The 22,732-nt window shown below is 57.0% G+C and carries 17 protein-coding genes; 6 read left to right on the forward strand and 11 right to left on the reverse strand.

Annotation, left to right across the window (positions count from 1 at the left end):
- The first annotated feature begins 21 nt into the window (after window positions 1-21).
- Both KUV22_RS06930 and KUV22_RS06935 read left to right on the forward strand, forming a co-directional pair.
- Window positions 22-1,047: a rhomboid family intramembrane serine protease gene (locus tag KUV22_RS06930; protein ID WP_222229651.1), complete on the forward strand. Its 1,026-nt coding sequence runs from the start codon at window positions 22-24 to the stop codon at window positions 1,045-1,047.
- 6 nt (window positions 1,048-1,053) lie between these two features.
- Window positions 1,054-2,247 (forward strand): hemolysin family protein, encoded by a 1,194-nt coding sequence (locus KUV22_RS06935; protein WP_261319249.1) that lies wholly within the window; start codon window positions 1,054-1,056, stop codon window positions 2,245-2,247.
- Between the two features lie 5 nt (window positions 2,248-2,252).
- Here the strand turns inward: KUV22_RS06935 and KUV22_RS06940 are convergent, their stop codons facing one another.
- Window positions 2,253-4,031 (reverse strand): SLC13 family permease, encoded by a 1,779-nt coding sequence (locus KUV22_RS06940; RefSeq protein WP_222229653.1) that lies wholly within the window; start codon window positions 4,029-4,031, stop codon window positions 2,253-2,255.
- A 397-nt stretch (window positions 4,032-4,428) separates the two neighbouring features.
- On the opposite strand from KUV22_RS06940, the gene gcvT reads away from it, so the two are divergent.
- Together gcvT and gcvH are read left to right on the forward strand one after the other, a co-directional pair.
- Window positions 4,429-5,517, forward strand: coding sequence for a glycine cleavage system aminomethyltransferase GcvT (gene gcvT, locus KUV22_RS06945; RefSeq protein ID WP_222229655.1), 1,089 nt, complete (start codon window positions 4,429-4,431; stop codon window positions 5,515-5,517).
- A gap of 77 nt (window positions 5,518-5,594) precedes the next feature.
- On the forward strand, window positions 5,595-5,984 hold the full coding sequence (gene gcvH / locus KUV22_RS06950) for a glycine cleavage system protein GcvH (protein ID WP_222229657.1): 390 nt from the start codon (window positions 5,595-5,597) through the stop codon (window positions 5,982-5,984).
- A gap of 98 nt (window positions 5,985-6,082) precedes the next feature.
- On the opposite strand, the gene ptsP is transcribed toward gcvH, so the two are convergent.
- Window positions 6,083-8,362 carry a phosphoenolpyruvate--protein phosphotransferase gene (gene ptsP, locus KUV22_RS06955; RefSeq protein ID WP_222229659.1) on the reverse strand — a complete coding sequence of 760 codons (2,280 nt, stop codon included), beginning with the start codon at window positions 8,360-8,362 and terminating at the stop codon, window positions 6,083-6,085.
- A gap of 108 nt (window positions 8,363-8,470) precedes the next feature.
- Window positions 8,471-8,974: an RNA pyrophosphohydrolase gene (locus tag KUV22_RS06960; protein WP_198040148.1), complete on the reverse strand. Its 504-nt coding sequence runs from the start codon at window positions 8,972-8,974 to the stop codon at window positions 8,471-8,473.
- 460 nt (window positions 8,975-9,434) lie between these two features.
- Here KUV22_RS06960 and KUV22_RS06965 point away from each other — a divergent pair, with 460 nt between their 5' ends.
- A complete protein-coding gene (locus KUV22_RS06965; RefSeq protein WP_222229661.1) occupies window positions 9,435-10,127 on the forward strand; it encodes a histidinol-phosphatase in 693 nt (230 codons plus the stop codon).
- A gap of 103 nt (window positions 10,128-10,230) precedes the next feature.
- Complete coding sequence (locus tag KUV22_RS06970) at window positions 10,231-11,430, forward strand: imelysin family protein (RefSeq protein ID WP_261319250.1); 1,200 nt, start codon at window positions 10,231-10,233, stop codon at window positions 11,428-11,430.
- Between the two features lie 97 nt (window positions 11,431-11,527).
- Here the strand turns inward: KUV22_RS06970 and KUV22_RS06975 are convergent, their stop codons facing one another.
- The 8 genes from KUV22_RS06975 to KUV22_RS07010 form a co-directional block, all read right to left on the reverse strand.
- A complete protein-coding gene (locus KUV22_RS06975; RefSeq protein WP_224867438.1) occupies window positions 11,528-12,061 on the reverse strand; it encodes a DUF882 domain-containing protein in 534 nt (177 codons plus the stop codon).
- Window positions 12,062-12,496: 435 nt separating this feature from the next.
- On the reverse strand, window positions 12,497-13,507 hold the full coding sequence (locus tag KUV22_RS06980; protein WP_222229663.1) for a transporter: 1,011 nt from the start codon (window positions 13,505-13,507) through the stop codon (window positions 12,497-12,499).
- 17 nt (window positions 13,508-13,524) lie between these two features.
- Window positions 13,525-15,300 carry an arylsulfatase gene (locus tag KUV22_RS06985; RefSeq protein ID WP_222229665.1) on the reverse strand — a complete coding sequence of 592 codons (1,776 nt, stop codon included), beginning with the start codon at window positions 15,298-15,300 and terminating at the stop codon, window positions 13,525-13,527.
- A gap of 69 nt (window positions 15,301-15,369) precedes the next feature.
- Window positions 15,370-16,338: an alpha/beta fold hydrolase gene (locus KUV22_RS06990; protein WP_222229668.1), complete on the reverse strand. Its 969-nt coding sequence runs from the start codon at window positions 16,336-16,338 to the stop codon at window positions 15,370-15,372.
- Window positions 16,339-16,755: 417 nt separating this feature from the next.
- Window positions 16,756-18,033: a L,D-transpeptidase family protein gene (locus KUV22_RS06995; protein ID WP_222229670.1), complete on the reverse strand. Its 1,278-nt coding sequence runs from the start codon at window positions 18,031-18,033 to the stop codon at window positions 16,756-16,758.
- Window positions 18,034-18,048: 15 nt separating this feature from the next.
- The gene (locus KUV22_RS07000; protein WP_222229672.1) at window positions 18,049-19,371 is read right to left on the reverse strand and encodes a L,D-transpeptidase family protein; all 1,323 of its coding nucleotides are present in this window, start codon (window positions 19,369-19,371) and stop codon (window positions 18,049-18,051) included.
- 227 nt (window positions 19,372-19,598) lie between these two features.
- The gene (locus KUV22_RS07005) at window positions 19,599-21,590 is read right to left on the reverse strand and encodes a L,D-transpeptidase family protein (RefSeq protein ID WP_222229674.1); all 1,992 of its coding nucleotides are present in this window, start codon (window positions 21,588-21,590) and stop codon (window positions 19,599-19,601) included.
- Window positions 21,591-21,889: 299 nt separating this feature from the next.
- Window positions 21,890-22,729: an NRDE family protein gene (locus KUV22_RS07010; RefSeq protein ID WP_222229677.1), complete on the reverse strand. Its 840-nt coding sequence runs from the start codon at window positions 22,727-22,729 to the stop codon at window positions 21,890-21,892.
- Between the last annotated feature and the right edge of the window lie 3 nt (window positions 22,730-22,732).

A 22,732-nucleotide genomic window follows, 5' to 3' on the forward strand; every position in this document is an offset into this window, starting at 1 on the left:
TGATTGAATAAGGATTGCCGTTTGAATCAGTGGATTACCATTTGTGAGTTCCCTTTGGGCAGAGACCTTTCTCCGCTCGCGGAATTTATTCGTCGCCACGACTTACCTGTGCGTATCAGTGAAGAAAATAATGCGCAGGTGGTCGCCAGTCTGGTGCCGCAGTTGGTGGAGCCACTGCGTGAATTATTCGCGCGCTGGCAGGAGGGTAGTGTGGACCTGGCTCGGATTGAGGTGCAGGTTCACGATCCTTCTGAAGTGCAGAGTGAAACAGGCGGTGTGAATAGTGATGTAGATGGTGAGGCTGCGGTCGCACAATCTGCCACCGAGGCAAGTGCGAAAAAATCGGAAAGAGCTGAACCTGTATCGGCGATTCCGCAGTGGCCGCTGCAGCAGACGCCGGTATCTCTGTTGCTGATCGCCCTGTGTTTTATCGGTTGGTTTATGCGGTACAAAGGCTTGGAGGCCCCTCTGGCGATATACCCGGAGCAGCAGGGCGACTTTAATTTGCCGGGTTCGATATTGAGCCAGCAGTTGTCCCAGGGCGAATTCTGGCGATTGTGGACGCCGGCGATGATTCATTTTTCCCTGCTTCATGCATTATTTAATAGTCTGGGTGTCTGGATCGTCGGGCGTTCGCTGGAGGCGCGTGCGGGATCACTGTGGTTTGCATTACTCGTGTTGATCAGTGCTCCCGCGGCAAATATTGCCCAGTATGCCTGGTCGCCTAATGTTTTGTTCGGCGGCATGTCCGGAGTGGTTTACGCCCTGATCGGTGCGACGCTGGTGATCCAGCGCTGGCAGCCCCAGTGGCGCGATGTGCCTGCGGCTTTAATCTGGTTGGCGGTGGTGTGGTTGCTGGTGTGTATGACAGGGCTGGTGGATTATTTTATCCCCGGTGGCATTGCCAATGCGGCGCACGCAGGGGGATTTGCCGCGGGCCTTTTGCTTGGGATACTGTTTTGTCTGGGCGGTGGCGCGCAGCGGTATTTTGCAAAGCCCGCGCAATCACAAAGCCCCCAAATAAATACAAGTCGAAAGTCTTTCTGATCGCTTATGTTATTACTGATAGTTTATGTTCTCGTCGCGCTGGGATTCTCTTTTCTGTGCTCCATTGCAGAGTCGGTAATTCTCAGTGTGACCCGCCCTTATATCCGCCTGTTGGAGCGAGAGGGGCACCGCTCCGGCAAATTACTGGGGCAGCTGAAAGACGATATCAACGCGCCCCTCGCGGCGATTCTTACTTTGAATACCGTTGCGCACACGGTGGGTGCGGCGGGCGCCGGTGCCCAGGCGGCGGCAGTATTCGGCAACCAGTATCTGGCTATCGCCTCGGCGATCCTTACCCTGCTGATTCTGGTGTTTTCTGAAATTATCCCGAAAACCCTTGGTGCGGTGTACTGGCGTAAGCTTGCTCCGACTACGGCGTATGTACTGCGTTATCTGGTGATTCTGCTGAAGCCGTTTGTGTGGCTCTCCGAATGGCTTACCAAAGGGTTGGCACATGGCACTACGTTGACCGGTTTCAGCCGCGAAGAGTTTGCGGTAATGGCGGAAATTGGTGAGGCGGAAGGGCAGTTGGAGCGACAAGAGTCCAGCATCTTGCACAACCTGTTTTTTACCCTGCGTGATCACACCGTGCGTGAGGTTATGACGCCACGTACCGTGGTGTTTTCCCTTTCCCAGGATATGACGGTGGCGGAAGCTTACGAGCAGGTAGAGAAGAGCCGCTTCTCCCGTATTCCCGTGTATGAACAGGATGATGCGGATTTTGTGGTGGGCTTTGTGCTCAAGCAGGACCTGCTGCTGGCCTATGCGCGAGACGAAGGCGATACCCCGTTGCGCAGCCTGCGCCGGGATTTGTTGATGGTGCCGGAGACTGCGGCCATCTATCAGGTTTTCCACAAGATGCTGTCGCGCCGGGTGCAGATTAGCGCGGTGGTGGATGAATACGGCAGTCTCGAGGGGCTGGTCGCTCTGGAAGATATTCTCGAGACCTTGCTGGGTGAAGAGATTGTTGATGAGGCAGACAAAACCCCGGACCGTCAGGAGGTGGCAAAACGCTTGTGGCGCATCCGTGCCAAGCGACACGGCCTGCGTGTGGATGAGGACGCGAGCCGGCAACAGGAAGGCCCCGATCCACAAGACAAGCTCCGCGAGCAGGTGAAGTCCGACGTGGATGAGCTGCTGGAGAAAAAAGAGGGAACCGCGGGCGAGGATGAGGCTGCGGGGAAGGAAGACGGCAAATAGCCGTCTTAACCTAGTACCAGATTCCAGTTGGTCAGCAGAATGAGGATAGTTACGGTACCCACCAGCAAGTTCATGGGGATGCCCACTTTCAGGTAGTCGGAGAAGCGGTAACCCCCGGGGCCGTACACCATCAGGTTGGTCTGGTAGCCCAGTGGCGTGGCGAAACTCGCAGAGGCCGCCATCATCACCGCAAACATAAATGGTTCCGGATTCAGGCCGGCGCTGGCGGTAATCTGCAGCACGATCGGTACCATGATGATCGCCGCCGCATTATTGGTCACCATTTCCGTAAGCAGGGATACGCACAGGTACACCAGGATCAGCATCAGCCAGGGGTGACCATAAGAGAGCGAAATCACCCCTTCCGCTAATACCGCGGCAACGCCGGTTTTCTGCAGTGCGACGCCCAGGGCGAAGGAAGCGGCAATGGTGATCAGTACCGGTAAATCGAGACTTTTTTGCGCCTGGTTTACCGAGCAGCAGCGGGTGATGAGCATGGCACCGGCGCCGATCAAAGAGGCGTTCAGCATGCTGATCAGGCCCGAGCCGGCCGCCAGCACGATGGCGATCAGTATCAGCCAGGCGGTGAGCCCTTTTTCATGCCGGGGGCTTTCCGCTTCCAGATCGTTGATCAGCAGGAAGTCTTTGCTGTAGCGCTGGCGCAACACAAAGCCCGGGCGGGCCTCCAATAGTAGGGTGTCACCGGCCATCAACTTAGTGCTACCCAGGTTGCCGGACACGCGCTCCCCCTGTCGCGCTACCGCGAGCACGGCGGCGCCGTAACGCTTGCGGAACTGGGCATCGCGGATACTGGTACCAACCACATCACAGTGCGGCGATACTACCACTTCCACCAGCCGGCGCTCTTCGAAACCGGTGTCCAGTGCGGCCTCTTCGTGATCGTGATCGGAAGGCACGATACCGCGCATACGCAGCAGGTCGGAAATGGCCTCGGTATCACCGGCAAATACCAGGCGATCACCGCCGCGGAGCTTTTCTTCCGAGCGCACCGGGGTAATCACATGGTTGTCCCGCTCAATTTCTACCAGGTATACCCGGCGCAATCCGCGCAGACCCGCATCTTCCACTGTCTGGCCTACCAGCGGTCCATTGCTATCGATCGCAACTTCCAGGGTGAATTCGCGCAAGTTGCCGAACGGGGTTTTTTCGCGGCGGTCCGGCAGCCAGCGGGGAAAAAAGATCAGCATAAATGCCACGCCAACCAGCGCAGCCGGCAGACCCACCGCGGCGATGGAAAATAGCGAGAAGCCTTCGTTGCCGGTGATTGCCTGGTATTGGCCGTTAACCACCAGATTGGTGCTGGTGCCGATCAGGGTGAGGGTGCCGCCGAGGATGGCGCCGTAACTGAGCGGGATCATCAGTTTGGAAGGCGCGATATCAATACGTTTGGCCCAGGCGTTCAGGGCCGGGATCATGGTGGCGACCACCGGGGTATTGTTCAAATAGCCGGAAAGCGCCACCACCGGTGCGAATACGCGCAGCATGGCAGAGCGCGTGCCTTTGGGGCGTCCAAGCACGTGTTTCACCAGCATATCGATACCGCCGGAGGCGTGGATGCCGGTGGCGACGACGAACATGGCAGCTACGGTGATCAGGCCGCTATTGCTGAACCCGGACAGGGCCTCGATGGGGGTGAGAATGCCGCTGGCACTCAACAGGGTGAGCGCTGCCATCATCACCAGATACGCGTGCACGCGGGTGAAGATGAGGGTGGCCAATACGGCAAACACAAGAAAAAGGGAAAACCAGCCGGACCAATCCATAGCGGAGACGTGTTGTTCTAATCAGATGACGGGTAAAACTACTGCAAACGACTTAGTACCAAAAGTTCTTTTTTCGCATATTTATATAGCGTGCCGCCTATTGTGGTGTCGCTCGCATCCTGGCTGCCGGACTTTTCACAGATGGACGCTGGCTTAAACGCACGCAACCTCCTGGCAATACCCTCCAACGGCGTTGGCAAATAATATTTTTCACTGCGGCTGCTAGTCTTTGCAGAGTATTGGCATCTGGTATCTGCCGCTCTGCCGCCGGTAGAATACGCCGCTTTATCGATTGCCCGCGTCAGTCCTTCCGGAAAACGGCACCGCTACCGGGTTTGCCCGGTGCCAGCTGGCAATCATTTGCAAGGCAAACACTCGATTGGGGATTCTGCACAGAATGGGAAATAAAACCGCGCTCTACGATGCCCACGTCGCCATGGGCGGCAAAATGGTGGACTTTGGTGGCTGGGACATGCCGCTGCACTATGGCTCGCAGCTGGAAGAGCACCACAAGGTGCGTCAAGACGCGGGCATGTTTGATGTCTCCCATATGACCGTCGTAGATGTGGATGGTGCCGGTGCCCGCGACTACCTGCGTAGCTTGCTCGCCAATGATGTGGCCAAGCTGGACGGCAACCCCGGCAAGGCTCTCTATACCGGCATGCTTAACCCGAAGGGTGGGGTAGTGGACGATCTGATCGTATACCTGCGTGACCCCGGTTATCGCGTGGTGGTTAATTGCGCCACTCGGGAAAAAGACCTGGCGTGGATGAATGAGCAGGCCAAGGCATTTGATGTCACCCTGACCGAGCGCCCGCACCTGGCGATGGTGGCCATCCAGGGCCCGCAGGCAATCGAGAAGGTCAAAGAGGTGATGGGGATTGACTGGACCGCAGCCATCTCCGGCCTGAAGGTATTCAACAGTTTCGCCCGTGGCGACTGGTTTATCGCCCGCACCGGCTACACCGGTGAGGACGGCCTCGAGATCATGCTCAATAACGAAGATGCGCCCGGTTTCTGGCAGGCGCTGGCAGATGCGGGGGTTGCCCCCTGCGGTCTCGGTGCCCGGGATACCCTGCGTCTCGAGGCGGGTATGAACCTGTACGGTAACGAGATGGATGACAACACCTCGCCGCTGCAGGCCAACATGGCCTGGACCATTGTGTGGGAGCCGGAAGACCGCCAGTTTATCGGCCGTGAAGCCCTGGCGCAGGAAAAAGCCGCGGGCGTGGAACATAAACTGGTTGGCCTGGTGCTCGATGGCCGTGGTGTTTTGCGTGCCGGACAGAAGGTTGTGGTGGACGATTCGGATCGCCGCGGTATCATCACCAGCGGAACTTTCTCACCCACTCTGGGCTTCTCAATCGCCATGGCCCGCGTACCGGTGAGTGTTGGCGATACCGCGCAGGTAGAAATCCGTAACAAGCTGGTGCCGGTGCGGGTAGTGAAGCCGAGTTTTGTGCGCAACGGCAAACCGCTGGTATAAGCGTGTCGGGCGCCGATGCAATATTTGATGAATACACTGTTTATCGCTTTTTTTGAGCTTATTTGAGGGAAGAACCCATGAGCGAGATTCGCAACGAACTGAAGTACGCCTCCAGCCACGAGTGGGCGCGGTTGGAAGAAGACGGCACCGTAACCGTCGGTATTAGCGATCACGCCCAGGATGCGCTGGGTGATGTGGTCTACGTAGAAACCCCGGAAGTTGGCCAGACCCTGTCTGCCGGCGAAGAGGCGGGCGTGGTTGAGTCTGTGAAAGCGGCCAGCGATATCTACGCACCGATTTCCGGTGAAGTTGTGGCGATCAACGAAGCACTGGAAGATGAGCCGGAGACGGTTAACTCCAGCCCCTACGACGATGGCTGGTTCTTTAAAGTGAAGCCCAGCGACGAAGGCGAGCTGGAAAAACTGCTGGATGCGGATGCATATAAGGCAGAAAGCGAAGAGGGCTAATTGCCTGTTTGCTGATGCGAAAACGCCGGGCATTGCCCGGCGTTTTTGTTTGTCCTGTTCGCTAGCCTTTGCAAGGGTAGGGTGGGTGGCAGAGCAGGTCAGGAGTCGGAGCTGGTTTCCGTCTGCTGTGGCTGCATCAATCCACCAATGCCAAGATCCTGCAAATAGCCTTGAAGCTTTTCTTCGATCTGCTCCGGGCTCTCCATTTTCAGTACCTGCTGCAGCAAGCGGTCCAGATCGGATTTGTTGACCTCGCGCAGGGCGGCCTTGACCCGTGGCAAGTTGGTCGCATTCATCGACAGCACATCGTAGCCCATGGCCACCAACAGCAGCGCACCGCCCGGCGATCCCGCCAGCTCACCACAAATGCCCACCTTGGTACTCGTCTCGTGACAGGCGGTAACCACCTGTAGCAGTGCCTGCAGTACCGAGGGGTGCAGACTGTGATAGATACTCGCCACCCGGCTATTGTTGCGATCCACCGCCAGCAGGTACTGGGTCAGGTCGTTGCTGCCCACCGACATAAAGTCGACCCGCTTGGACAGCTCGCGGCACTGGTAAACCGCCGAGGGGACTTCAATCATGATCCCCAGTGGGGGCCGCTTGATGGCGTAGCCCTCGTCCAGCAGCTCATCGTAGGCGCGGTCCACCAGCTTGCGTGCCGCTTCCACTTCGCTGACCCCGGTCACCATGGGCAACATGATGCGCAGGTTATCCAGCCCGAGGCTCGCCTTCATCATGGCGCGCACCTGCCCGAGGAAAATTTCCGGGTGGTCCAGCGTTACCCGAATACCGCGCCAGCCGAGGAAGGGGTTGGTCTCCTCGATCGGGAAGTAGGTGAGGGCCTTGTCGCCGCCGATATCCAGGGTGCGCATGGTCACCGGGCGCGGGGCGAAGGCTTCCAGCTGCTCCCGGTATATCTCGCGCTGTTCTTCTTCGGATGGGAAGCGGTCCCGCAGCAGGAAGGGCACCTCGGTGCGGTACAGGCCGACACCCTCGGCGCCGCGTTCCAGTGAGCGCACCACATCGGCCATCAGGCCGGTGTTTACCCACAGGCGTATCCGGTGTCCGTCGGCGGTTTCTCCCGGCAGTTGTGCCAGGTGGTCCAGGTTGCGCGCCAGCTCCCGCTCTTCCGCTACGATAGCCTCGTAGTGGCGGCGCAATTCGGGGCCCGGTTGCAGGTGCAGACTGCCGCGGTAGCCGTCGACGATCATATCCACGCCATCGATCTGCTCCCACGGCAAATCCTGTGCCCCCATCACCGCGGGGACTCCCATGGCGCGAGCGAGGATTGCCACATGGCTGTTGCCGGAGCCTTTGACCGACACCAGCCCGGCGAGTTTTTCACGCGGTACGTCCGCAAGCACCGAGGCGGTCAATTCCTCGCCGATCAGAATGGTGTTGTTCGGGTAGTCGCGCTGACTCTGCTCCTGCTGGCGCAAGTGCATCAATACCCGCGCGCCCAGATCGCGCACGTCGGCGGCTCGGTCGCGGAAATACGAGTCGGACATGGCCTCAAAGCGGCGTACATGCTCCAGCATCACTTCCGCCCAGGCGCGGCTGGCGGTCAGCTTCTGGCGAATGCGCTCGCACACCTCCACCGCGATGGAACTGTCGTCGAGCATGCTGATATAGGCATCGAACAGGGCCCGCTCTTCCTTGTTCAGCTCGCCCTTGAGGCGCTCGCCGACCTCGCGAATTTCGCTGCGGGCGGCAGATAATGCCTGCTGGAACAGGGCCAGTTCCGCATCCACATCCATGGCACAGGCGAAGGGCACGGTTGCCAGGTTGGCCGGTGGTGCGACGATATGCGCGCGGCCAATGGCAATGCCCGGGGAGGCGGCAAGGCCGCTGAATTTCGCTTCATTGCGCTGCTGGCCCATGGTGGCGAGGGCGCCAGTGGCTTCCGCGTGGGCGATAACGCCGGCGAGCTGTGCGGACAGGGTAACAAGAAAGGCCTCTTCGCCTTCGTCAAAGCGGCGGCGCTCGGCCTGCTGCACCACGAGCACACCGAGAACAGAGCGGTGGTGAATAATAGGGGTGCCAAGGAAGGCGGAGAATCGCTCCTCGCCGGTGGCGGGGAAGTACTGGAACGCCGGGTGTGCTTCCGCGTGTTCCAGGTTAATCGGCTCCTCGCGGGTGGCCACGTTGCCCACCAGGCCTTCACCGGGCGCCATGTGCACCTGGCCCACCGCGTCTTGATTCAGGCCCTGGGTGGCCATCAGTACGTAGTTACCAGAGTGTTTATCACGCAGGTACACCGAGCACACGCGCGTTTGCATAACGTCGCGCACGCGGCGGACGATAATGTCCAGCGCCGAGGGCAAGTCTCGGGCGGTATTAACTTGCTGAACGATACTGCGTAATGATCCGAGCAAAATGGCTTTCCTCGCCGTATTGTGGAGTCAGCCTGGGCTGTCTCCATAGCTGGCTTGCGCGTTCATGGCGCGGTGCCCGCTTGTCCTTGGGGCCCCGCAGCGGCAGGGTTACTGGTCGCGCTTGAGCCAGCGTCTTTCCAATTGTATTTGCGTGGGCGCCAGCTCCGTAAGAGCGCGCCGGTAAACCTCACGTTTGAAGGTCACCACTTTGGTCAATGGGTGCCAGTAACTCACCCACCGCCAATGATCGAACTCCGGTTTGTAACCGTTGTTGAAGCTGATGTTGCTTTCGTCTGCGTTGATTTGCAGCAAAAACCACTTTTGCTTTTGGCCGATACACAGGGGTTCCGAGCGGCGCCGCACCAAGCGCTGCGGCAGGCGGTAGCGCAGCCAGCCACGAGTACAGCCGAGCATGGTGACCTGACTGCGGGTCAGACCAATCTCCTCGTAAAGCTCCCGATACAGTGCCTGCTCCGGGGATTCGCCCGGATTGATGCCGCCCTGCGGAAATTGCCACGCGTCCTTGCCGCCTACCCTGCGTGCCCAGAGAGCCTGGCCACGCGCATTCAGAACAATGATGCCAACATTCGGGCGGAAGCCCTCGCTGTCGATATTGCTACTGTTGTCCGAAGTCGCACCAGTATCTGCCGCCGGTTTGCGCTGGGTCTTGTTGCCGCCAGAGCGGTCGTTGCGCGCGGAAGACCTGGTGGGTTTGCGGCGGTTTTTTCGCCCGGCGGGTGTGTGCTTGCCGTCGCCCAAAATACCGTCCTCAATCTTTGCGGTGCGGAAATCGGCCGCCGAACTCATCTCGACCAACCGTCCGGGCGTAACACACCCAGCGCACCATAATGTTCTGCATTGTTCCACAGCGGTCGAATTACGGCAATTCAGTGACGGCGGTCGATGTATCCCGACAGTCGGCAGGGTAAACTCTCCCGCCCCCGCACAGGGAAGGCCACACAAGGTGTTGGTACCGCTGTTTGGCCCTGGTCGCGATTGAATTGGCGCGAAAATATTGCGTCAGGGCGCCCTGGGCGCCAGTAGTGCCCTATAGTCAATAAAGGAGAATTTTGTGCAGTTGGCGATTTTTGACCTCGACAACACATTGATTGGTGGCGACAGCGACCACGCCTGGGGCGAGTTCCTGGTGGAGCGTGAATGTGTGGACGGGGAGCGCTTCCGCAGCGAGAACGACCGCTTTTACCGGGACTACCAGCAGGGTGCCCTGGACATTTTTGCGTATCTTTCCTTTGCACTGGAGCCGTTGGCCCAGCTGTCGCGCGGACAACTGCAGAACCTGCAGCACGAGTTTATGCAGGAAGTCATTGGTGACATCTGGCTACCGCACGCGGAAACCCTGATTCAGCGGCACCGCGCAGCCGGTCACCACATCATGATTATCACTGCCACCAACCGCTTTGTGGTGGAGCCGATTGTCGCGCGCCTGGGGGTGGATACCCTGCTGGCCACCGAGCCCGAAGAAGTGGATGGTAAGTTCACTGGCCAGGTGGCGGGGCAACCCTGTTTCCAGGAGGGCAAGGTGTTGCGTCTGCAGCAGTGGCTCGACGCTTATCCCCAGTATGCCAAGGGACAAAAGTGGTTTTATAGTGATTCCATCAACGATTTGCCCCTGCTAAAGCAGGTAGAGTTCCCCGTCGCGGTGGATCCCGATAGCCGGCTGCGTGAGGAAGCACTTACCCGCGGCTGGAAAGTGATCAGCCTGCGCGGTGACTACGAAGATTTTGCCAGTGCAATGGACTGGTGAAACGCATCGCACCGAATTGTTCAATTTCACAGTAAACACAGGGTCTTAGGGTTTGTTTGTGCAGATAAAAAACGCAGTACCCGGGATATGTTTTTGTCAGGGAATGTTTGCAAAGAATCTTTCAAGTGGCGTAAAGCGGCTGTCTCAGGCGCTAATGCTCGGTGGCTTGTTACTGGCGACGAGCGGGTGTGAACGCAAGCCGGAAGCAGGCGCCGCGCAGGAGGATGTTTCTGCCGCACCGGTGCAGGCGGTGAATGCCGCCGCCGCCAATGCCTACTCCGAGGAATACTGGCAGGCTGGCCAGGCCCAGGTCATTGATGCGCAAGCCGCAACGCAGGCCCTGGATCGTGCGGTCACCCAGTTACTGATGGTACCCACGGAGGATCACCTGGAATCCGCCAAGCTGGCCTGGCTGGATGCGCACCGTGAATTTTCCGCTGCGCTGCCGTTTATCAAGGTGGCCTTTGCTCCTTCACCACTGCAACAGCAGGGCCAGGACTTGCTGATGGCGCTGAACAGTTGGCCGGTACAGGCTGGTTATCTGGATACGGTACCCGGCTACTCTACCAGTGGCATTGTGAATGACACTGCCATTGAGCTGACGCTGGCCAATTTACGCAAGCAGCATCGACTTACCGCCCACGAGGAAGCCAGTACCGGCTTTCACGCCCTGGAAATTATGCTGTGGGGGCCCACTGGCGAGCGCTCCGCAGATCAGTTTGCCGAGTCCAGCGGGGGCGAGGAACCCAAGGCGCAGGCGTCGAATCGACGTCGTGAATTGACTCGACTGATTACTCAGGGCATCAGCGAAGATATGTCGCAACTGGCCAATCGCTGGCCGGTCACTGCCAACGACCTGTCCCGCTATTATTTGGCCCGTGAACCCGTTGCGCGACTGCAGTGGATTCGCAGTGCCCATGTAGATCTCCTGCGGGATGAAATTTTGCCACGGGTGCCAGAGAGCTCCGAAAGTGATGTGGAAAGTGGCCTGGCGGCAAACTCCAAACAGGCGCTGCTGGCCATATTGCGCAATCTACAGGTGGCCTGGCTGCCGGGGGAGGGCTCCGGACTGGCAGACATGTTGCTGGACCAGCATCAGGCTGCGGCGCTGGCGGAGACCTTTGGGTTACTGGAAGCGCGGCTGTTGAAAATGGAAGATCCCATCGAGCTGGCGGAGCCGGCAGAATTGCAGCGCAGCCGTCAGCAAGTGGAAAAACTGCTCGGGCTGATTTCCGGGGATACCAAGGTGCCAGCACGGGAAGAAGACATGACCCCGGTGAGTGTGACCCTGCCGGAGGAGTGAAGGCGAAAGAATTGCTCGACACGAAACGCAAAAAACCCAGGCAAAGCCTGGGTTTTTTGTTTCCCGGTCAGTTCCGGGGGTGGGCGCGGTCAGCCGCTTACCAGCGACGAACCGGGCCGGTGTCTACGTGTACGAAGTTACTCTTCGGATAGTAACCCACGCCACCTGCTTTCAGGTCGAGCGCCGCTTTGCGCACTTTAGACAGGGCGACACCCGGCATGCGGATATCCAGTGCCATGCCTCGGGTGTGGTAGCTGCGTCGCGCCACACCACGGCCAGCTGCGCGGAGCTTGGCGTTGGTCTTGGGAGAGCGGTATCCGGAGATAATCTCGATCTCACCGTTGTAGTTCAGTTTTTCCTTGATCTTGTACACGATGTCGAACAGTTTCGGGTCCATACGTGTTACTTCATTGGCGCGGTGATCGCGCAGCAGTCGGTTGAATTGCTTCAGGCCGCTACCGTCGTAGTCGCCATTTGCCCAGAATGCTGTGTTCAGGCGCTCACCGGTGTGCAAATTACGCATTTTCAGGTTGCGCGACTTGCCCACTTTTGCCATTGCGGGGCCGGCTGAAACCGCCGCCGCGGTTGCTGCAGAAACTGCTAAAAACCTGCGTCTGGAAAGTTCTTTCATACCCTGTTACCGCCTTTGGTGTCGTAGTGAGTTGTGCTTTCAATAAGCCTCTAGTCTTCGAGAAGCGTCCGGTGCTTTTCGGTATGGGTGCACTGTACAAAAAATAACCTTTGGTTACAAATCGATCAGCGGTAATGAGGAAATGGTTGGAAAACGGACTGGCGATTTTTTTCTACCACGCTAGGTACTTCGGATTTTTTTTGCTGTGTGCAGGTTGGTGACCCTCAAATTTTCGGTGACAACGTTGTCATTTGTGGGAAATTATTTTTCTGTGACCTGCAAGTTTCAAATAAAGGGTTCCTCAGGAGTATGGGCAGGGAGTACGTGAAGCCTGCCCTGTTCCTATAGTTGAGCGCGCCTTTTAGAGGTGGGCGTTGGGGGTAGAGGTGGGCGTTGGGGGTGGGAGGCTAATCCCCCGCCCCTCAAGAGAGCCAGTTATTCGCCATCAGAACCAATTCGGTGCAGTCCGTCGAGCAAGGGGGCCCAGAAAAAGGTGAAGTTCAGGCTGAAAGTACTCATCTTGATGTCTCCTGGCGCATCGTCGTTAAGCGTTGATTGGTACCCGAAACTAGCCACCATGTTTCGTGTGATCTGTGTGCTAATCGTCGCGCCAACACTTGAAAAACTTTGGCCATCGCTCTCTACCGGTCCCACTTCCGAATCCCCCAGCTGCAAGTAGGTGTAGTCCAGTGATATCCAGATATCATCGTTGAGGTCATGGGTAAAATGCATGGCCAGGCTAGAGCCGGGGTCAGTACTTTGGGTCAAATCACCATTGGGGCCGAAATCGTCATTGTCCCCATACAAGATTACCGCTGGAATGACTTCTAGTGAGGTGCGATGGCCTGGAGCCCAAACGTCGCCAATCTGGAGGATCATGGGGAATCCAACGCGTCCCCAGACGCGGTTCATCCCCATGTTTATTGCCTCTCCCTCATTGTATTCACCGATCGGGACACTGAGATCTATCAAGATATCCATGGAAAAGCCGGGGTTATACCGGAGAGCGTCAGGCAAAGTGCGCTGGGGATCGGGGCCGATAAGGTTCATATTGAATTCGAAGAACGGATCGCCAAAGCCATTCGCCGATGCGTCTGTGGGTTGCTCGGCTCCAGCCGTACTGCGAATGGACAGATCCCCCATGGGTTGCAAGTACGCCAATTGGGCCGACCGACCGAAAAAGGAGAAGTTTCTGGCATAGCCCGCCATTACCAGATTGCCGTCGATTTGCGCATCAGCATTGACCGTATAAGACGGATCCAGCGGATTTACATTGCCATCGATACTTATCCCGAGGATGGGGATGAAATTCGTACCTACCAGTGTCTTGTGGTAGAAGCGAGGTGGCAGTGAAACAGCATTCGCAGAGACGGAAACCAGCATACAAATCAGCGCGGCGATGAACAGGCCTGGAAGTTTGTCAGCTTTGATTAGTCTTCGATTCATAGTGTTTATCCTCGCTCCTATTCTTTCGGCTCTGCGAGCATTTCAGGCGGTGGGTGATACTGTTGTCGATACAGGCCCGGCGGATAGTTGTCGAACTGGGGGAATCTCAGGGGTTTGTTCCACCATAGGCTTTCAGAGATTGCACGGTTCGGTAAGATAATGTTGTTGTTGGGCATGTATTGATTTTCATAGAGCGATATCAGCTCTTTGAGTATTTCAGGATGAACGGCTGCAAGGTCGTGACGTTCTGCCCAGTCTGATTTGAGATCGTAAAGCTGCCAACTCCCTGTACCGTAGGGTGGCCAGTTGTTCAGTATTTTCCAGTCTCCTTTGCGCAGGGCCATGGCGCCCATGATTTCCCAGCCTATCCAATCGTCCTCGTCTCGAACATGTTGTGCAGGATCTCGAAGCATCCCCAGCCAACTCTTTCCAGCGGTGTCGCCATTTGGAAATTCTTGCCCTGTGAGCTCCGTCAATGTCGGCATTATGTCACTGACATGCATGAAATCGGTTCGAATGGTGCCGCCGACATGCTTGCTGTCTGGCATTTTCACAATCAGTGCATTGCGAATGCCACCTTCTGATGGAAAAGATTTGTGCCCGTAAAATGGGGTGGCTGAGACTTGCGCCCAACCAGCGCCGTATTCTGGGTAGGAATTGGGCGTGCCTAGGACATTAATATGGTGCTCTTGAGACCAGTGTTTCGCACGAAAGATATTATTACTCAGGCCGGAAGCTGTAATTGCTTCGAAAGTGTTGTTTCCTTCCGGTCCATTATCGCCAAAGAAAATAATAACGGTATTTTCATACTGGCCGATCTCTTTCAGGTACTCAAGGAGTCGACCAATGTGGTAATCCATATTGTTCATCATTGCCGCATACAGTTCCATGTGCCTGCCGAGAGTAGCGAGCGTGATGGGGGCGAGAACTTCAGAATCTGGTAAATACCAATAGCGTTCGGCCAGTTCGGAATTTTCGGGTAGCAGGCCTAGCGCTTGCTGTTTTGAATAACGAGCCCGATGAAAATAAGTCCAGCCTTTGTCGTATATGCCCTGATACTTGCTTCGCCACGGTTCATCTACATGGTGAGGATCATGAGGTGCTTGGTATGCTAGATAAGCAAAAAATGGTTTGCCATTACTACGGCCTTCTTCGATGAAGGAGATCATCTTGTCCGTATAAGTTTTGCTGGAATAATAGTCCTTTGGCAGACGCGTCAAGTATTTACCATCTTCGGTAAACATGAGCTTTGGATTATCCGTGTACAGATTTGTCATGTCGTAGTGACTGCCGTGGCTGTCCAACAGAACGAAGTCTCTATCGAATCCTCTTGATCTGGGAATTAATTCGGGAAAGCGGCCCAGGTCCCATTTTCCCGAAACATAGGTGTTATAACCGGACTCCTGCATAATGTTTGCGAGGGTTTTGTAATCGGGCAGAAGCCACCCCTCATAGCCACGCTTGCCCTGCTGGTTAGGCGCCGTGAACAGTGTCATAGTGCCGGCGCCGGCTATGTGATGATCCAGTCCTGACATCAGCGTAACCCGCGTGGGAGTACACATCGGATTGGTGTAGAAGTTTACGAAGCGCACACCCTCTCTAGCGATTTGATCGATGTTAGGTGTCTCGATCTCGCCGCCGAAAGCTCCCGTATCGGCCCATCCCATATCGTCCGACAGTATGATCAGAATATTCGGTTGCTGTTCCTCCGCAAAGCTGGATAAAGGTAATAAGAGTATGAGCAGTGAGGTGACAAGTATCTGTCGAAAGGCCGGTTTGTGGCAGAAACTCATTTGTAATCTCCGGGCTCAATCGGGCGTTACTGTTCGGTGCAGAGAAATAAATTAATTTTGGTGATTTTTTCAGTCATGTTTGCGAATCCAGTCGATGACCATCGCGGTAAATTCTTCGGCTCTATCTTGGTAGCAAAAATGCCCGCAGCGCTCGAAAATATGCAATTTTGCATTGGGCATTCTCTTCTGGATTCGCACGGCATTGTCAGGAAGGAGGATTGCGTCCTCATCTCCCCAGAACAGCAGTGTGGGTGACGCGATACTCTCAAGGAGCGGGTCGACGGTTGCCAGGCTTTCAGGATAGTTCTTAAACCAATGTAGCGCGGCGCTAACCCTTCCTGAATAGGATTTCTTGTAATCCGAAAGTTCAATATCGTTGGGGCAATAATTTACGTAGCAGATTCGGCGTCCGGCTTCCACGAGCGCTCCTGCTCCGGCAATACGGAAAATCAGCCGCCAGAAGGGTGACTCGACCATCTTATGGATAATGCTGGCATTGGACGAAGGACTGATGGCGGGGCCATCCCCAACGATAATGCTAGCGATTTTTTCATCGTATGTGCCTGCGTAATAGAGAATTGCTGGCATACCTACATCAGGCCCGAGAAGATGTGGGTTCTCGATGTTGAAGTGTTGAATCAGGCTGTTGAGGAAGTCGCCCTGTGCGCTAAAACTCATGAATTCCTTCCCGCCTTCACTGTGGCCGAAACCGGGCATGTCAAAGGCGTAAAGATGGAACTCTTTTGCTAAGAGTGGCCATATTGGCGCGTAGGCAATTATGCTCTGCGGAAACGGAGCGAGCATTACGAGTGTTGGTTTTTCGCTGGAACCGATGTGTGCATATCGTATTTTCACATCGTGAACGACTTCGTATTGCAGAGGCATAGCGGGTGGCGCGGAAAATGTTGGACGTTCGCTGTAATCATTTTCTTTGCGAACTTTGTTCAGCCGCGGGATTTCCGGGGTTACCAGTGCCAATATGTTGGCGTTGGTTCGATCGAGAAAATTGATCGTTGATAGCGCGTCGGATTTCTTCATCTAAATGCTTTCTTCGTTGGCGCCGAGAGCCCCGGATAATCACTTCAGTACATATGAGGTGATAGTACTCCTTAGGTGCTTATATTAGCGTTTTCCGAAAGTGTGCCTCCCCATTTCCCTAAATGTAACGCGACAAATTGTTTAGGGAGGGTAGTAACGTGCGATTGGTCATTTTGTTTTTCAGGGTTTTACCTGACTTGATTGGATAAGTTGAATGCGTTCAAGTAGGGCAGCTCTACAGCTAGAGCTGTGTCGTTATTAAATATGTGCACTATAAGGCCGCCAGGATGTTAGGCGGGAAGCTTGCCGCGTACATTTCCTGATAGTAGAGCCCGTGCAAAGTTTGGATCGAAACACGAGGGCGCTGGAAACTACTGCGAAAAAGGAACCGTCGAAGCAGGGTGTTTTGCAAGTTTACTAGCGGTCCCGGTGATAAATATCCGGGCGGAACTGGACCTGGCCCAGATGATCGACCCAAGCCGTGAGGTAGGTAATGAAGAGCTTGGGCGGGTTTTTCACCTTGATTGTGAGTGATTCATCCCCCGTGGTTGCCTGTGCAACGCGGGTTCTGTCCCATCCCTGTTTGCCGAGCAGGGCATATGCCAGCTCTTCCGGCTGCTGAAGTCGGATGCAGCCGTGGCTGAAGGCGCGGTGGCGCTGGTCGAACAGGCTCTGCGCCTGGGTATCGTGCAGAAAAATGGCCTGCTTATTGGGGATAACAAATTTGACGCGCCCCAGTGTGTTGCCGGGGCCGGCGATCTGGCGCAGGGTCGCTTTACCACGGGCGGCGCTCTCGATGCTTTTTTCGCTGATCGGGGTCGTGGTATTGGTGCCGTAGCGGATTACCCGATAGCCGCGTTTGTGCATGGCCTCGGGGAAATTCCGCGCCTTGGGTAGCAGGTCGGTCAGCAGGATGCTGCGTGGCACCGTCCAGGTGGGGTTGAATACCACCGATACCACCCGGGTGTTCAGGTCCGGGGTACGCTTGCTGCTTTTACCCACCACGGTTTTCATGGTGAGTACTACCTGCTGGTCATCGATGAGCTGCAGCTGAAAGTCCGGCACATTGACAAAGATGTAACGGTTACCCGGTTTGGCGGGTAGCTTGTCCCAGCGCTCCGCATTGATCTCGAGAATTTCCGCCAGTTCTTGCGGTGGTCGTGACAGTGCCTCCAGCGTGGTGCGGTTGGCAGTGCCGGTCACTTCGATCCCGTGGCGGCGCTGATAAGACTCCACCGCGCGTTGCAGGCCCGCATCAAAACGATCGTCGGCCGACTTGGCGGATGCGAGCGGCCCCAGTGGGCCTTGATAGTCCCCGTATAGTTTCAAGATGGCGCGCAGTTGCGCCACTCTTGGCCCCTGGTCACCGGCGCGCAGGGGTGTGCCGGCATCGATAGGCTGCCAGTGCTGCGCCAGGGTCCGGTAGCGCACCGCTTCTTCGCGCAGCGCATTGCCGGCGGAGGCGAAATTGATGGCTCTGTTTGCCGCGGCCACTGTTGGCGGTGTGTTTTGTTGCTCGGCTTGTGCCCCCGGTAATTCGATATCGGGCGCGATAGTGTTTGCGCTAGCCGTTTCTTGTTGCGCAAGCGCACTGAGGGGGAGCAGGGCACAAAAACCCACGACCGCCAGCGCGTGCCACTCACACATGCTGAGATTGGGCGGCTTGGTATTTTTCAGGCGTTTGTTAATGCACATCGAACTCCCCCACTGTCACTCTGCGGTGTTCTTGTCGAGCTGGTAAATGTCCGGGCGAAAGTTCAGTAAGCCTTCCTCATCGACCCACGCCGTCCAGTAGACAATATGTACTGGGATTGGCTGGTCCAGTTCTACGGAGCGAGTGCGGCTACCGGTGGTGAATCTTGCCAGCCGCTCCTGATCCCACTTGCCCGGTCTGCCTTGATCCGCGAGCACAATCTGAGCCAATTCCCGCGGTTTTTGCAGGCGCACACAACCGTGGCTAAAGGCGCGCTGGTTGCGCCCGAAGAGTTCTTTCTTCTGCGTGTCATGCAGGAAAATGGCTTGCTGATTAGGAATGATGAATTTGAAGCGTCCGAGGGCGTTTCCCTCGCCGCCCCGCTGTCGCAGGGCTACGCCACCCAGGCGCAGGGCGCGCAGGTTGGCGCCGCTGAAGGGCACAGCTTTGCCGCGATTGTTGACTAGCCGGTAGCCCCGGGACGTTAAAGTGCCGGCACCTTTGGGTAATAGTTCCTTGAGAGCGATACTGCGCGGCACCGTCCAGGTGGGGTTGAATACCACTCGGGTCATGCGGGTGCTCAACCGCGGTGTCTGGTGCTTGGTTTTACCCACCACTACGCGCATTTGGTACTGCTCTTGCTCGTTCTGCATCAGGCGCAGGGTGTATTCGGGAATATTCACTACCAGGTAGCGTGGCCCCAAATCTTTGGGGGTTTGCTGCCAGCGCGCGAGGTTGGCTTCGAGGGTCTGAAGGCGTTTTTTGGGGGGAGTATTCAGTGCGTCACGGGTACGTTTGTCGACGACGCCATCGGCGCGCAGTCCGTGCCGGCGCTGGAAGCGCTCAACCCCCTTGCGCAGTTGTTGATCGTAGAGGTCGGCCGTGGACTTTGTTTTGTCGGTTGCCCCCGCGGTGTTTTGCGCGGTCACTGCTGCCATGTCGGATGACAACGTCAAATCGCCGTATTGCATCAGCAGGCTGCGCAGTGCCTTGACCCGTTCGTCACGCACCCCGGGTCCCAGCGGTTGCCCCGCAGGCAGCGGCTGCCAGTTGCCGGTGTTGCTAAGAGATTGGTAGCGCGCCAATTCTTCGCGCATCAACGCGTACTGGCGGCCGTAAGGCGTATAGGGACTGTAAGAGGTGCTTTGGTCAGAGGTTGCGGAATCTTCCGCGCGTGAACGCTTCTGGGGATTTTGTCGGGCCGCCGGGGTTGTCTGTCCTGTCTGGTTTTGTTGGTTTGGCGTCGTTTGTGCAGGCTGTTCCAGCGCAATCGTATCAATGGTTAGCGACAACAGCATTGCCGCACTGAAAGTGACCGGATATCCCAACTTGTTGCCCATCGCTGACCCCTGTCTGTGCCGGGGCAGCTGGCTCGGCCCCTATTACCAATCAAACACAGCGCGCGAAGTGCGAGCGCTGTGCATTAATTGGTAATTTGTGACCGGAATGGCGGCAAATACGATTGGGGTATGCGGATTGAGGATGTCCGGTGGTTTAGGAATATAGGGAGCCTGAATCGGCCGGGTGGTTCCTTCACCCGGCGCTTTCATGGGCAGTGAGAGAAGTATCAGAACTGGTTTGCGGCGAGACCGTCCTTACCGTAAATGTCCGGGCGGAAGTGCATGCGCCCTTGGCCATCGACCCAAGCGGTCCAGTAGGTCAGGTACACCTTCACATTCTTGCTCATGCGTACCTCGGTGGTGTCGTCACCGGTGGTCAGCTGCTCAATGCGGTAGCGGCTCCAGTCACCGGGCTCGCCCTGCAGCAGTACCTCAGCCAGCTGGCGGGGTTTTTCTAGGCGAACACAGCCGTGGCTGTAGTCACGATCGGTCAGGCTGAACAGGCTCTTGGCGCGGGTGTCGTGCAGATAGATGTCGTCGGAGTTCGGGATCTCGAACTTGATCCGACCCAGAATATTCTGCTCGCCGCCCTTCTGGCGCATCAGGAAGCCACCGGCAGCCGCGCGTTTGAGGTTCTGCGAGTTGAGCGGTAGGTATTCGCCACTACCATTCACCACGCGGTAGCCCAGGTTTTCCATGCCGTGCGGGTTGGCCCGCGCCTTGGGCAGAATCTCGCTCACCAGAATACTGCGCGGTACCGTCCAGGTGGGATTGAACACAACGCGGGCTACGCGGGTGTTGATTTCCGGGGTCTGGTGGACCTTCTTGCCCACCACCACATTCATCGACAGCTTGATGCGGTCCTGCTCCACATAGTTCAGGCGGTACCCCGGGATATTGACCTGAATAAAGCGGTTGCCCAGGTTGGCCGGCAGTTTCTCGCGGCGACGAATATTGGTTTCAATAATGCGCGCACGGGCGGAGGGCGAGATGTTCATGCGCTGACGAGTTTGTTTGCCAACGATGCCATCGGGTTTCAGACCGTGACGTACCTGGAAGCGTACCACTGCATTGTGCAGGCGCTGGTCAAACTTCTTGCTGTTGATGTCGTCACCGAAACCGTAATAGTCCCCGTACACCGTCAACATATTGCGCAGGTGAATAACATTTGCGTGCTTGGCGCCGAGGGTCATCGCCGGTCCTGCGGGCAGCGGACGCCAGCGACCGGATGCGGCCATATTGCGGTAGCGGGCGAGCTGCTCGCGCAAGGCCTGGGCATCGTTGCCAAACGGGGTGTTTTCCTCGACATACAAGCCTTCGCCATGGGATGGGGTCAGGCCTGAGCCTTCATCCGCCAGGCTGCGGAAGCGGGGCATTACCCGGGGGTAAGAGCGGTTTGCGGAATAGGGGCGCGGATAGCTGCGGGTGGAATAGCGAGCGCTGTGACTGGTGCCATAGCGGGAGCTGCTGCTGTAAACCTGGCGGCCCTGAGAGGAGCGCTGGGTGTAATAGCGTGAGCGATTTACCGTCTTGCTGCCGCGGTTGTAGCCTCGGAAGTACTCGCGCCCGGAATGGTTGCCGTAGCTGTTGTTGGCGAGTTGCAGGCCGTCGAGCAGCGCCTCTGTATCACTGCGCTGGCTTACCATTTGGAAGCCGCCCTCGGTGGCGTTGACCGGGGTGATGTGTTTATCGCGCATGCGTAAACGTGGATGGTGCTTTGGCGCCTTGGGACGCAACTTATCCAGCTGGGTGTCCTGCGCATAAGAGATAAATGCGTCGGTCAGTAAGACGTCGAGTACCGCGGCCATTTGCAACCGTTGCGGGGTGTCGCGCAGTGTGCGGTCGAAGTAACCCAGGTGATAGCGGTAATCCACCATACTGCTGGGGTTGCCAGAGCTTGATGCCGTCAGCTGCTTGAGCAGGTCGTTCGCCGTATCGCTGAGACTGTAGTTATCAAACCACAGCAGGCGGTAATCCGTGCGACGGTAGATGCGGCGCACGGCAATCGGATTAAAAATGGGATCCTGAGCAGGCCACGCATCCGGATTGTTCTCCAGCCAGTTCACCAGGTGCGGACGCACGGCATTCTCCGGCAGTACCGGGACCGTTTTCTGATTGGCAGTGAAAGCGTAATAGAGGGCAAACACGCACAAGCTGCCGAGGAAAATAAGCGGCAGGATCGATTTGCGTTTGCGACGCTCTGGAATGAAATATGACATGGTACCTCAGCGATACTGCAGGGCGCCGGATTACAGTGCGGAAGCCGGGGCCCGATCGTTCATACCTTCCCAACCTTCGGCGCGCCTCTCCTCGAAAAACCGGTGAAAGCGTTCACCGTCAGCGCACCTTAGTCGAGCATCCCGCGCGACCTTCCTTTTATTAAAGCGAATCGAGAGAACGACTTGCGCGTATCTCAACGTCCGCCTGCCTGTGCACTTAAGTATGGCAACAAATGCGAAATTTGCTTGGCGTTAGATTCATTTAATCTTGTGTTGCTGGCGCGATGCGGATTGTGGCCTTAGCCGGCGGGTGGATTCAGGCGAAAATGGCGCGGGGCGCCACTGCGCTGACCATTTTCGTACCCCTGTTCCCAAAACTGTATACCGCCGTCCCGATCCACCGCGACCAGCGAGCTGACGCGAGTACCGTAGCCCGTCGACAGCGGTGTCCCGGGTGGTGCATCGCCATCGAGAATGCGCACGAAAATTGACGACAGCGCACTTTCCAGAGCTTCGCCCACACCGGTATCGGGTAATTCATCAACTGGCGCCCGGCGCGTGTCGGCCAGCAGATCAAGCGCCGGGGTCACAAAGCTGTTTTCATCCAGCCTGTTGGGCAGGCCCGCGGTGAGTTTGGACAGCGCAGTACAACCGTGAATGACCTTGGGCCAGGGGGAATCTGGTGCCCCATTAGAGATTCCGTGCACACCCGCTGTAATCGCAAAGGGCTGATGGCGATTGCCGGCGCACACCAGAGCCGGGTTATGGTCGTCGCTGAGCAGGTGGGCATCGAACAACAGGGTGTTGAAGCCCCGGTAGCGCGGCCCTTCAATGCCCTGAGCGAAGGCGCTGGGTGTCTGTTCACCGGTAAGAAAATTGACCGGAATCTCCCCGCGAGACAGCACGTCGGCTGGCTCTGGCATCTGGGGCTCGCGCATATTGGTGACTGCGGCGACCCTTCCGTTCGGTGCGACCCCGAGCCAGGTCCCTCCGGCCTCCAGATCGCGACCGGCGGTGATTGGCTGGTCATGCCAGGGCCCCGCTACTTGCGTGGCGCGGGCATAGAATTCGTCCCGGTTGGCCAGCACAATGAATGGAAACTGGGGGTGTTGGCGGTAGGCAATCAGCAGTAGGCACATGGA

It is taken from the genome of Microbulbifer agarilyticus, from assembly GCF_019800665.1.
Lineage (GTDB): Bacteria > Pseudomonadota > Gammaproteobacteria > Pseudomonadales > Cellvibrionaceae > Microbulbifer > Microbulbifer agarilyticus_C.

Excerpts from the sequence above, each read along its gene's own strand:
- KUV22_RS07000 (WP_222229672.1), bottom strand. The coding sequence starts at position 19,371 with ATGGGCAACAAGTTGGGATATCCGGTCACTTTCAGTGCGGCAATGCTG.
- KUV22_RS06995 (WP_222229670.1), bottom strand. The coding sequence starts at position 18,033 with ATGTGCATTAACAAACGCCTGAAAAATACCAAGCCGCCCAATCTCAGC.
- KUV22_RS06970 (WP_261319250.1), top strand. The coding sequence starts at position 10,231 with ATGTTTGCAAAGAATCTTTCAAGTGGCGTAAAGCGGCTGTCTCAGGCG.
- KUV22_RS07005 (WP_222229674.1), bottom strand. The coding sequence starts at position 21,590 with ATGTCATATTTCATTCCAGAGCGTCGCAAACGCAAATCGATCCTGCCG.
- KUV22_RS06985 (WP_222229665.1), bottom strand. The coding sequence starts at position 15,300 with ATGAGTTTCTGCCACAAACCGGCCTTTCGACAGATACTTGTCACCTCA.
- gcvH (WP_222229657.1), top strand. The coding sequence starts at position 5,595 with ATGAGCGAGATTCGCAACGAACTGAAGTACGCCTCCAGCCACGAGTGG.
- KUV22_RS06975 (WP_224867438.1), bottom strand. The coding sequence starts at position 12,061 with ATGAAAGAACTTTCCAGACGCAGGTTTTTAGCAGTTTCTGCAGCAACC.
- KUV22_RS06940 (WP_222229653.1), bottom strand. The coding sequence starts at position 4,031 with ATGGATTGGTCCGGCTGGTTTTCCCTTTTTCTTGTGTTTGCCGTATTG.
- gcvT (WP_222229655.1), top strand. The coding sequence starts at position 4,429 with ATGGGAAATAAAACCGCGCTCTACGATGCCCACGTCGCCATGGGCGGC.
- KUV22_RS07010 (WP_222229677.1), bottom strand. The coding sequence starts at position 22,729 with ATGTGCCTACTGCTGATTGCCTACCGCCAACACCCCCAGTTTCCATTC.
- KUV22_RS06935 (WP_261319249.1), top strand. The coding sequence starts at position 1,054 with ATGTTATTACTGATAGTTTATGTTCTCGTCGCGCTGGGATTCTCTTTT.
- KUV22_RS06990 (WP_222229668.1), bottom strand. The coding sequence starts at position 16,338 with ATGAAGAAATCCGACGCGCTATCAACGATCAATTTTCTCGATCGAACC.
- KUV22_RS06980 (WP_222229663.1), bottom strand. The coding sequence starts at position 13,507 with ATGAATCGAAGACTAATCAAAGCTGACAAACTTCCAGGCCTGTTCATC.